Origin of the sequence: Proteus hauseri (assembly GCF_040139125.1) — a bacterium.
GTDB classification, from domain to species: domain Bacteria; phylum Pseudomonadota; class Gammaproteobacteria; order Enterobacterales; family Enterobacteriaceae; genus Proteus; species Proteus hauseri_B.
In genome coordinates this window covers 361,344-373,186 of sequence record NZ_JBEEUB010000002.1, presented here as the reverse complement: position 1 = coordinate 373,186, position 11,843 = coordinate 361,344, and the positions used below count along the sequence as shown (strand labels likewise).

General features: G+C 37.8%; 10 protein-coding genes. 6 read left to right on the top strand and 4 right to left on the bottom strand.

Annotation, left to right across the window (positions count from 1 at the left end; translation table 11 throughout):
• Nucleotides 1–159: 159 nt before the first annotated feature.
• Nucleotides 160–711: an adenine phosphoribosyltransferase gene (gene apt / locus ABN099_RS04705; RefSeq protein ID WP_349462526.1), complete on the bottom strand. Its 552-nt coding sequence runs from the start codon at nucleotides 709–711 to the stop codon at nucleotides 160–162.
• A gap of 136 nt (nucleotides 712–847) precedes the next feature.
• On the opposite strand from apt, the gene priC reads away from it, so the two are divergent.
• Nucleotides 848–1,390 (top strand): primosomal replication protein, encoded by a 543-nt coding sequence (gene priC, locus ABN099_RS04700; RefSeq protein WP_349462525.1) that lies wholly within the window; start codon nucleotides 848–850, stop codon nucleotides 1,388–1,390.
• A gap of 11 nt (nucleotides 1,391–1,401) precedes the next feature.
• Nucleotides 1,402–1,557: a pleiotropic regulatory protein RsmS gene (rsmS, locus tag ABN099_RS04695; protein ID WP_349462524.1), complete on the top strand. Its 156-nt coding sequence runs from the start codon at nucleotides 1,402–1,404 to the stop codon at nucleotides 1,555–1,557.
• A 10-nt stretch (nucleotides 1,558–1,567) separates the two neighbouring features.
• Here rsmS and mscK read toward each other — a convergent pair whose 3' ends face one another.
• The 3 genes from mscK to acrR form a co-directional block, all read right to left on the bottom strand.
• Nucleotides 1,568–4,987, bottom strand: coding sequence for a mechanosensitive channel MscK (mscK, locus tag ABN099_RS04690; protein ID WP_349462523.1), 3,420 nt, complete (start codon nucleotides 4,985–4,987; stop codon nucleotides 1,568–1,570).
• A 124-nt stretch (nucleotides 4,988–5,111) separates the two neighbouring features.
• Nucleotides 5,112–5,465 carry a DsrE/DsrF/TusD sulfur relay family protein gene (locus ABN099_RS04685; protein ID WP_064719067.1) on the bottom strand — a complete coding sequence of 118 codons (354 nt, stop codon included), beginning with the start codon at nucleotides 5,463–5,465 and terminating at the stop codon, nucleotides 5,112–5,114.
• Entirely contained in the window at nucleotides 5,466–6,137 is a 672-nt protein-coding gene (gene acrR / locus ABN099_RS04680) for a multidrug efflux transporter transcriptional repressor AcrR (RefSeq protein ID WP_349462522.1), read from the bottom strand.
• A gap of 124 nt (nucleotides 6,138–6,261) precedes the next feature.
• Between acrR and ABN099_RS04675 the strand changes: the two genes are divergently transcribed.
• The 4 genes from ABN099_RS04675 to ABN099_RS04660 all read left to right on the top strand — a co-directional run bounded on the left by ABN099_RS04675 (nucleotide 6,262) and on the right by ABN099_RS04660 (nucleotide 11,832).
• Nucleotides 6,262–7,455, top strand: a complete 1,194-nt coding sequence (locus ABN099_RS04675) for an efflux RND transporter periplasmic adaptor subunit (protein ID WP_349462521.1) — start codon at nucleotides 6,262–6,264, stop codon at nucleotides 7,453–7,455.
• Nucleotides 7,456–7,469: 14 nt separating this feature from the next.
• Complete coding sequence (locus ABN099_RS04670; RefSeq protein ID WP_349462520.1) at nucleotides 7,470–10,619, top strand: efflux RND transporter permease subunit; 3,150 nt, start codon at nucleotides 7,470–7,472, stop codon at nucleotides 10,617–10,619.
• Nucleotides 10,620–11,219: 600 nt separating this feature from the next.
• Nucleotides 11,220–11,582, top strand: coding sequence for an Hha toxicity modulator TomB (tomB, locus tag ABN099_RS04665; RefSeq protein WP_349462519.1), 363 nt, complete (start codon nucleotides 11,220–11,222; stop codon nucleotides 11,580–11,582).
• Nucleotides 11,583–11,628: 46 nt separating this feature from the next.
• Nucleotides 11,629–11,832, top strand: a complete 204-nt coding sequence (locus ABN099_RS04660) for an HHA domain-containing protein (RefSeq protein WP_006535062.1) — start codon at nucleotides 11,629–11,631, stop codon at nucleotides 11,830–11,832.
• Nucleotides 11,833–11,843: the final 11 nt, after the last annotated feature.

Here is an 11,843-nt window from a genome sequence, read left to right as displayed (position 1 = left end):
ACAACAGGTGTGAGTAACAATTGTGCGGGCCTTATGCATTGAGAAAACGCACAAAATGCACCCGCACTATCACCATGGTTAATTGCTGTAACTTAGCAATTAGCCTATTAGTTTAATAAAAACGTTTTAATTAATTGTTTTTATTAAACTGTTTGAAAATTAATGCCCTGGAAAATCGACCAGTGTAAAGCTGTGAACACCTTGTTTTTCTAAGCGTTCAATACCGCCCAAATCTGGCAGGCAAATAATAAATGCAGCTTCAGTAACCGTTCCACCTAAACGGCGGATAAGGCGAGCGGTTGCTTCGATAGTGCCGCCTGTTGCCAACAAATCATCAACCATTAATACTTTATCTTGACTCGTAATACTGTCTTTGTGGATCTCTAAAGTATCTGTGCCATATTCCAGATCGTAAGTTTCACTGAGTGTTTCGCGAGGCAATTTACCTTTTTTACGAACAGGTACAAAACCAACACCTAGACGTAAAGCGACTGGTGCACCAAACAGGAATCCACGAGCTTCGGTACCAACAACTTTAGTGATACCCTGACCCTGATAGTGTTCTACCAGTAAATCGATGGTTGCCTGATATGCAGCAGGGTTATCCAAAAGTGTGGTGATATCACGAAATAATATCCCTTCTTTTGGATAATCAGGAATGGTTTCAATGCTGTCTTTAATAAATTGCAGTTGTTGCGCGTTAGCAGTCATAATCAGTGCCATAAATAAAAAACGAAACGATAGAATCTATGCAATATGCCGTTAAAATGCAACAGAAAGCCAGTTAACAACTCTTTTTTGTTGCTTTAAGTCAATTCAGTTTTCATAAAAATAGAGACAAAAACAGATGAAAAAAATAGATTCATTGAGTTTGTTTGAAAAACAGATCGACAATCTCGCCGAAGCACTAGCGCCTATCGCAAACAAAAAAATTGCGGCACCTTGCTTCGACACAGCACTGTTTCACCGCCGAAGTGATTCACTTGGCGGCTATATGCAACAGATCCGCGATAATTTTACCCAGTTAATCGCTTGTGTTGAAGCACAACGAAGCCAGCAAGTTAAATTTCTGGCAACACAAATCCTACAACAAGTTGAAGCATTAACTCGTGAATTATCGACACAAAATCTAAGAAAGCAAGAGAACCAACTTAATCAACGGAAAAAAAGCACTGATTTATACCAAAAACTTGCACAACATCAGGATTACGAGCGCAGATTACACACCATGATCCAAGATAGAGAGCTTGAATTAACACAGGCGCAAGGATTTACCCGCCAACAAGAGTTACAAAAAGAGATTGCGGCACTTGAAAACCGTTTAGCTCGCTGTAAAAATGCGCTGTATTCCATCGAAAAAAGCATTGAAAAGCAAGAAGACAAATATTAGAAGGTGAGTGTATGAATTTAAAAGATGCGCCAAAATCAATTCAGTTAGCTGTTGATCTCATCTATTTGCTAGAGAGCAATCACGTTGATCCACAAACGGTGCTTGAAGCACTTGATATTGTTCGCCAAGATTATGAAAAAAAATTGGTAAATCAATCAGCTAACTAAATTTCAATCCTTAATTAAACGGGGTATTTGCTTGCGGTGTTGAACCATCTAGAGGACGTTTAACCTCTTGTATTTCATCACCTTGTTTATTATGTAAATACACATCTAGTTGATTAAACGCGATATTAATATCATTTTCATTACACAGTTTATCAATAGCGCGATTAACTTCATCTGTCGTAATATTTCGATCACCTAACGTTCTTACATAAAAACGCAGATCGTGATTAAGCGTACTTGCACCAAATTCAGTAAATAATACAACGGGCTCTGGCTCTGTCATTACTTTTGGATTGTCTTTTGCTGCTTTCATTAAGATCTCTTTTACTTTATCGAGATCAGAACCATAAGCGACACCCACTTGAATAATAATACGGGTGACAGTATCAGATAATGTCCAGTTAATAAGACGCTCTGTTACAAACGCTTTATTAGGAATAATGACCTCTTTGCGATCAAAATCTGTAATGGTAGTTGCCCTGATACGTATACGACTTACTGTCCCTGAATAAGTGCCAATAGTTATGGTGTCGCCAATTCTTACTGGTCGTTCAAATAGAATAATTAAACCTGAGACAAAGTTGGCAAAAATTTCTTGTAAACCAAACCCTAATCCCACCGTTAACGCAGCTGCGAGCCATTGCAATTTTTCCCATGCAACACCGAGTATTCCTAGTGAAACAATGGTTCCTATCGCAATAATAATGTAGGTTAAAATAGTGGTAATCGCATAAGAAGCACCTTGCTGTAATTTTATACGCGATAAAATGAGCACTTCTAATAATCCTGGTAGGTTTCGTGTCATAAACCAAGAAATAGCCATAATCGCAACCGATAATAATAGATCAGCGACTGTTACCGCTTTGATTACATTACCTAATTCTGTTGGCAAACTATAATGCCATAGTGTAATACCATCAAGGTAAGTAAATACGGTAATAAAATCAGACCATATGCCATAAAAACTCGATGCAAAGATAATAAACAAAATCATTGTTGTTAATCGCAATGACTGTTGATTAATCTGCTCCATATCCATGGGTGGCTCTTGAATTGGCTCCAGGCTATTATCTTCGTTCTCTTTTTTCTCTTTAAGCATTGCCTGTCTGCGTTCAAGAGCACGACGATAAGCTAATCGTCTTGCGGCAACCGTTAGTCCTCTTAAACTTGCATGATAAGCGATAAACCACAACATAAGCAGATACAAACTATCAACCCAGCGGTTAGCTAAACGCAGTGCGGTATAGTAGTAACCCAAAATAACCAGTCCCATTAATATTAATGGAGAAAAAGTTAGTAGCGTGATAACAACGGTTCTGACGACATGATTGCCTTTCTCTTGCCACATTTCACGGCAAAATGGCAGCGCACATAAGCTAATAAAAAAGAGAGAGATAATGGCAATAAGCTGACCAATAACATCACCCACCAGTAATAATGGATTATTAATGCCATAAGCTGAGAGTAAAATAACGGGCAACATAGGAATAGATAAACGTAATAAGCGTTTACGGTTTTGTTGAACGCGCTCTACAGGAATTTTAAAATGCTTAACAGCAACCCCTGCATCAGACATTAATCGATAAGACCATTCAAACATCAGCCAAAATACGGCAAATTGCCAAGCAAATGACCAAATAAACTCTTGTTGCACATTAAAACTATTTATTAGCCAATATCCGATAGCCAACACAATACATGAAAGTGGCAAGGTTTTAATAAACACTATCGCCAATGCTAGCGGAGTATGTAATTGTGAATCCTTGTTCAACTTATTGATATCTGCACTTAATTTATCGAATTCAACATTCAATTTTTTACGTTGCCAAATTATCAGTAAACTAAAGGCAATAAGTGTAATCAGTACAGGAAGTGATTTTTTAGCCCCGATCAGCAGATTTTCATTTGACCAATTAAGTTTAAAACCTTGAAACTCAGCAACGGCTTGAGTAGGGAAAGCAGAAAACCAACTTAAGTTTATCGGTTTATTACTGCTTACCCAGAAAATTTGCTGTGCGAGTGTACTTTCTAATGAACCCACAACGCTTCGCAGTTGCTGTTGATCCATCTGTAGATTAATGGACTCTGAAATTTGATTACCTAATTGGCTATTGAGCTTATCTAACAATTCTCGACGGGCATCAATCAACTGTTCTAGTGCACTGCGTAACTCGTTAAGCTCTGTTTCATTTAGCTCATTAGGATGTGCTAATTGATACTCATTCATTAATTGATCAATATAGAGATTAGGCTGAAATATTTGATCACGCTGTTTATTAATCTCAAATTGTTCTAAACGCAGATCGGCAATTTTATCCGGTAGGTTATTAATAAATATTCCATCGGGTAAGTCGACTTGCTCTTCAAATAAAATGCGAGATAACAATAAGCTGCCTTTTAGGACATCTATTTGCTCTTTTAAATTACGCTCAGATTGAATCGCACGGTCTAAACGGTTTTTTACCATTAAACTATGGCGGTTTAGCTCATTATTATTTTGAGTAGTAACAATCAACTTATCACTAAGCTGCTTATTAAGCTCCGTTTGTGCCAGATAAAAAGTATTATTCTGAATTGTTTGGTTTTCAAGTTCTGTTGTTTGCGCTTCTTTCGCTGTTTCTTCTGAACTATCAAGGCGTTTATCACTTAATGCTTCTTGAATTAGTTGTGCATGTTCTTGAGAAAGATCGATATATGCTGAGCTATAATCACGCTGGAGTTGCAATAAACTTTGCAACTGTACATTGGATTGTAAAGTGCGTTTTTGGAAGTTATTTTGCTGCTGAAGATAATATTGTTCTAATTGTAGTAATTGAACCATTGAAGGTCGCATTTGTGCTTTATCAGAACTGCTTTTATTTAATGCATTTCTTATTTGTTGCAATCTTTCCGAATTACCAAATAAAACAGATTGTGCCCTTTCTGGTTGTGTTTGTAACACAATCAATTCATTACTGTAATTAGCTAAATCATCTTGTGATTTCTGCAAAGATTGTAATACATTTTCTAATTGAGATTCTAATGTTGTTAATGTCAAAGCATCTAATGAATGCCGATAATCTTCCGCTTCATTATTCGCTATCTTCTGTTTTAATTGATTAAGTTGATTCTGTGTTGTGCGCAATTTTTCAGGTAATTGCTCAATGCTTTTATTATAGCTTGTGGATTTTTTTTCTAATTGTTGAATATTATCAAGCATTAAAAGCGATTGTTCTAAATCACTTATCGTCAGCTTATCTTCTGCACTTAAATCACTGCGTTTATTTAATAAATTAAGCTGATTTTGAATACTTTCTTGAGTTGGTAAATTACTGGGAGTAATCGCCCATGCACAACTAAATATTATGCTCCATAACATAAGCATAATTGTTGTTACAGTAACGATGATGGAACGATGATTTAATCTAAAAAAGATTATTGATGCACGCATATTAAGCAACTTGTTCAATTAGCATTGAAAAACTGTTCTATTAGTATAATCCAATTATCGCGAATTAGCAGCGAAAACAGAACAAGTTGCGCGGTTTATTTACCTTAAGGTAAGCGTATAAAAATCAAAAAGTAAGAATTTTATCTGCGGCTAATGTCCACTGAGCCAAATCTACCAAAGTGCCTAATTCAGCGCCATCAACTAATGGTAAATCGCTGATCCCACGCGTATCTGTGCATGTTTTACATAATTTAACTGGCACATTTTGTGCTGTCAGAATTTCAAGCATTTGCTGAAGGTTATAACCTTCTTTTGGTTGCTGACGAGCTAAAGCACCCGTTACCGCATCAGACATTAAAAAGATATTTAATTCAGTTTCTGGATGCTGCTCTTTTAATGTAATAGATAAGCGCAGTGCATTAAATAATGATTCATTGCCATAAGCGGCACCATTAGCAATAACTAACACTCTACTCATTTATTTATCCCTCATGTTTAGCGTTAAAGTATCTGGCGCAGATATTCTCATACTTGCACTAGTCTTTATCATATCAATAAAGCTATCCACTAAATATTGACTTTCATCTTTGAGAGAAAAACTTTCTGGAGAAAATAACCAGTTTTCAGCTAATCCAGTCATCATTGCTCTTAACATGATAGCTGCTCGCCTTAAATTTAAATCGTCTGGTAGCTGATTTTTTTCAATGCAATGCCGTAGAGAAATCTCTATTCTGCAATAATCAGCTGCACATAATTCTTTACGAATTTCAACAATTGACTTCATTTCACCGACAAATTCGCATTTATGGAAATATATTTCCAAAAGTGCATTATGTTTGGGATCTTCTACAATTGATGTCAAGATGTAAATAAGCAATTCTCTTAGTACAAATAGTGGATCATCTGGATATTTTGTTTGATACTCTAGATCTAAAGATTCTATTTTTAAGTCGGTGAGTTCGCACGCTTCAGTAAATAAATCCACTTTATTCTTAAAGTGCCAATATATAGCACCTCGGGTAACTCCAGCTTTGGTTGCTATATCTGAAAGTGATGTGGCAGAAACGCCTTGCACAGTAAACAGCCTAATTGCAGCATCTATGATCTGCTGCCGTGTCTCTTGTGCCTGCCGTTTAGTTTTTCGTGCCATTATTCCTCGATTTTGACTGAAGTTAATTTACATACATTCGTGTATGTTTGTACTATACATCGCAATCAATCATCAACTTAATTATTTTTATCCCAGGAAACGACGTTTGAATAGAGGTTTTCTTATGCGAAAAAACAGAGGGGTTTTGCCTCTGGCTCTGTTAGTGCTCTCAGGCAGTTTGGTTCTTGCTGGATGTGACGACAAAGCTAATCAGTCTGCTGGAGGTCCACCTCCTGCACCTGCTGTAGGTGTTGTGACTTTAGGAGCACAAGCTCTGACCATCACTACCGACTTACCCGGTCGTACATCCGCTTACCGTATTGCTGAGGTTCGCCCTCAGGTTGGCGGCATTATCTTAAAGCGCAATTATACGGAAGGTAGCTATGTTGAAGCTGGTACATCACTGTACCAAATCGACCCTGCTATATTTCAATCAACATTAAACAGTGCTCAAGCTGAATTAGCTAAAGCCAAAGCGAATGCTGAAATCGCTCGTCTAACTGTAGAGCGCTATAAACCTCTACTTGGTACGAATTATATCAGTAAACAAGACTTTGATACTGCAACATCTCAGTATGCACAAGCCGTTGCTGCCGTTAAAGCAGCCGATGCGGCTGTAACAAGTGCAACAATCAACCTTAGTTATACCAGAGTAACGGCTCCAATTTCAGGTCGTTCAGGTAAATCAACGGTAACTGAAGGTGCTTTAGTATCACAAGGTCAACAAGTTGCACTAACTACGGTTCAGCAAATCGATCCGATTTATGTCGATGTGACACAATCAAGTGAAGATTATCTGAAACTAAAAGACGATATTGAAAATGGTGCAATTGAGCAAGAAAAAGGCAAACCAGTCGTTCATCTATTGTTGAACAATGGCAAAACCTATGCAGAAAAAGGCCATCTAGAGTTTTCTGATGTCACTGTTGATGAATCAACTGGCTCAATTACTATGCGTGCTATCATTCCTAACCCGAAAAGTGAGTTACTGCCGGGTATGTTTGTTCGCGCTAAGTTAGAAAATGGTATTCGCCAAAATGCAATCTTAATTCCTCAACAAGCGGTTATTCGTACACCTCGTGGTGATGCAACAACAATGGTAGTTAATAAAGACAACGTTGTTGAAGTTAGATCAATTAAGGTGTCACAAGCTGTAGGTAACCAATGGCTTGTAGATGAAGGAATTCAGGCTGGTGATCGCGTTATCGTTTCTGGATTGCAGAAAATTAAACCGAAAATGACAGTAACGGCTCAAGAAGAAGATTTAGATGCGAAAGCATCAACCCAACAAACTGAGCCAGCTAAGAATCCTCAATAAGGAGTCGGTGATCCATGCCTAAGTTTTTTATAGATAGACCAATATTTGCATGGGTAATTGCGATAATTACCATGCTTGCTGGTCTTCTGGCACTCATCAAATTACCCGTTGCGCAATATCCAACGATAGCACCGCCTGCGATCTCTATCTCAGCGGTCTATCCTGGTGCAGATGCGACCACAGTGCAGAATACAGTAACCCAAGTTATCGAACAGAATATGAATGGTATCGATAACATGGTGTATATGTCTTCTACCAGTGACTCAGCCGGTATGATGAACATCACCCTAACCTTTGATGCAGGTACAGACCCTGATATTGCGCAAGTACAGGTGCAGAATAAACTGCAACTGGCAATGCCTCTTTTACCTCAGGAAGTGCAACAGCAAGGGGTTAGTGTTGATAAATCCTCAAGTTCATTCTTAATGGTGACTGGTTTCATCTCAAGTGATGGTTCAATGTCACAAGATGATATCGCTGACTATGTAGGTGCAACAATTAAGGACCCACTAAGCCGTGTTACTGGTGTGGGTGAAACCCAGTTATTTGGTACGCAATATGCTATGCGTATTTGGTTGAATCCAGACCAACTGGTTAAATACAATATGACGACACTTGATGTTATTGGTGCAATCAAAGCACAAAATAACCAAGTGGCTGCGGGTCAGTTAGGGGGAACACCTCCTGTACCGGGTCAGCGTTTAAACGTCTCAATTATCGCTCAAACCCGACTCAACACGGCTGAAGAATTTTCTAATATCCTGATGAAAGTCAATCAAGACGGTTCACAGGTTAAATTGAAAGATCTCGGTATTGTTGAAATGGGCGCTGAAAGCTACAGTACTGTTGCTCGTTTTAATGGCTTACCTGCTTCAGGTATTGGTATTAAACTCGCAACTGGTGCGAATGCTTTAGATACAGCAACCGCCGTTCGTGCAGCTTTAGCGGAGATGGAACCGTTTTTCCCTGCGGGATTAGAGGTTGTTTATCCTTATGATACAACGCCTTTCGTTAAAATTTCGATTTTTGAAGTAGTAAAAACACTCGTTGAAGCCATTATGTTGGTGTTCGTGGTTATGTATCTGTTCTTACAGAACTTCCGAGCAACCCTGATCCCAACAATTGCCGTACCTGTCGTACTATTAGGTACTTTTGCAATCTTGTCGGCGTTTGGTTATTCGATAAATACCTTGACGATGTTCGCGATGGTACTTGCCATCGGACTTCTGGTGGATGACGCCATTGTTGTAGTAGAAAACGTCGAACGGGTTATGCAAGAAGAAGGGTTACCGCCTAAAGAAGCAACGCGTAAATCAATGGGACAAATTCAGAGTGCGTTAGTGGGTATTGCACTCGTACTTTCTGCTGTATTTATCCCAATGGCATTCTTTGGTGGTTCTACTGGTGCTATTTATCGCCAGTTCTCAATTACTATCGTTTCGGCGATGGTACTGTCTGTTTTCGTTGCTCTGATTTTAACACCTGCACTGTGTGCAACGATGTTAAAACCTGTACCAAAAGGCAGTCATGGTGTTCAAACTGGATTCTTTGGTTGGTTTAACCGTACCTTTGAAAAGAGTAGTCACCATTACACAGACAGCGTTTCTCGCACCTTACGCGGTACTGGTCGTTACTTATTACTTTATGTCTTATTAGTCGTTGCTATGGCGCTGATGTTTATCCGTCTGCCAAGCTCGTTCTTGCCAGAAGAAGACCAAGGGGTATTACTGACAATGGTTCAGTTACCTGCGGGTTCGACTCAAGAGCAAACTCAAGATGTATTAAACCGAGTTAATGACTACTTTGTTAAGGATGAAAAAGATCTGGTTAAATCTGTCTTTACCGTCAATGGCTTCGGCTTTGCAGGTCAAGGTCAGAATATGGGTCTGGTATTCGTTGTATTAAACGATTGGGATGAACGTAAAGCGGAAGAAGATAAAGTTCCAGCAATTGTTGGACGAGCTAATATGAAGCTCTCATCAATCAAAGAAGCCTTTATTTACTCCTTTAATATTCCGGCCATTGTTGAATTAGGCTCTGCTGGTGGTTTCGAATTTGAATTAGTCGATAAGGCTGACTTAGGTCACGAAAAACTGATGGCAGCCCGTAACCAATTACTGGGATTAACCGCTCAACATCCTGAAATGCTGATGGGTGTGCGACCTAATGGTCAGGAAGATACATCACAGTATCGTCTCTATATCGACCTAGAAAAAGCACAAGCTCAAGGTGTTGCAATTAGCGATATCTATTCAACATTAGGTACGATGTTTGGTGGAACTTACGTCAACGACTTTATCGACCGTGGTCGTGTGAAAAAAGTGTATGTTCAGGCTGAATCTCAGTTCCGTATGTTGCCGCAAGATATTGGTAATTTATATATCCGCAATAATGTTGGGCAGATGGTTCCATTCTCTTCATTCATCGATACAAGCAAAGATCCTTGGCTGTATGGTTCTCCACGCTTAGAGCGTTATAACGGATTACCAGCACTGCAAATCCAAGGTAGTGCAACACCTGGTCAAAGTAGTGGTGATGCAATGCTAATGATGGAGAATTTAGCAAGCCAGTTACCTAGCGGTATCGGTTATGAATGGACTGGTATGTCTTATCAGGAACGCTTATCTGGTAACCAAGCACCAGCACTATATACTATCTCCTTAATCGTAGTTTTCTTGTGTCTTGCTGCACTGTATGAGAGCTGGTCTATTCCATTCTCAGTCATGTTGGTAGTACCTCTTGGGGTTATTGGTGCATTATTATTCACCAGCGTCAGAGGACTTGAAAACGACGTTTACTTTAAGGTAGGGCTCTTAACAACCATTGGGCTATCGGCGAAAAACGCAATATTGATTGTTGAATTCGCCAAAGACTTGATGGAAAAAGAAGGTAAAGGATTAATAGAAGCAACATTAGACTCAGTAAGAATGCGTCTACGCCCAATTCTAATGACATCTTTAGCCTTTATGTTAGGGGTTATACCTCTAGTATTAAGTAATGGTGCAGGTTCTGGTGCGCAAAACTCAGTAGGTACAGGTGTATTTGGCGGTATGATTGCTGCAACATCTCTTGCCATCTACTTCGTGCCAGTGTTCTTCGTTGTCATTCGTAGAAGATTTTCTAAGAAAAACGAAGATTTAGAGCATCCTAGCAATTCACATTAATGCTTTAACTTATGTTAATAAAAGGTCGCATTAGCGACCTTTTTTTTCTTAGCCAAGACAATACCGCTAAAATCTATATTCCTGTCTCTTTTTTAAAAATATCTTCTTAATCAATAAAAACATTTTATCTTTTTTCTCATATATGACTTTTTGTCAATATTAAACTTATCGCTGTTATTTATAAATAACAGTAAAGAATATGCCCTATTTCACCTCTTAAATAAGATTAATTAATAAAATCTAAGTTAATCATAATGTTAGACAGATGTAATTCAAGTTAGCCAAGTTTAACTTTTACGAAAATAGACAAAATTCTACCGTTAAGATAGTGACTTATGCCATAATAGTGCTATATTAAGCAAAGAAGCATTTTTATCGCGTGATTTTTCTACTTGTATACGATGCATATCAGTATTTAAATAATGTCTTTAAATATGCTATTACTTTGTTAGAAATAATAAATATAAATATTAAAACTCCCTCTTATTTGAGCTTTTTTATTAATTCATTAATGAATTATGCAATTAGTATCATTAATATTATACGTTATAAGTATTTACCTTTAATAAGAGTGCCGTTATTAATTCAGTTAACAAAATTATGGACGAATATTCACCAGAAAAAGTAGATTTAGCTGAATTGTCATTTTTATGTGAAGAGCTCCTGCAGCAAGCCGTAAGCTCATTAGATAAAGGTACAACAGTTTGGAACAATGATCTGAGTAGCACAAAAAGCGTTGACCTAAATGTTCTAATTGAACACATTATGGCATTTTGCTGGAAATTTAAGATAAAACACCCAGATAAACATGCAATCAATACTCTAACTGAAGAGTATCTTGAAGAAACATATAGTTTATTTGGTAATACATCTATTTCTTACTCAGAACTAAATAATTGGAAAGAGTTAAATCACTCACTTTTAACTCTAATTGCTAAAAACCCTAAAAGTTATATTAAGTAAATTTAATTAGCTTTAGTTTTAATTGAAATAATAGAGAAAAGACAACATGACTAAAACTGACTATCTAATGCGCCTACGAAAATGTACCTCTATCGAAACATTAGAGCGTGTGATTGAAAAAAACAAATATGAATTATCTGATGATGAACTGGAACTGTTCTATTCAGCTGCAGATCACCGTTTAGCTGAACTTACTATGAATAAACTTTATGATAAGATCCCAGCTTCTGTTTGGAAGTTTGTAAGATAATCTAGCAATAT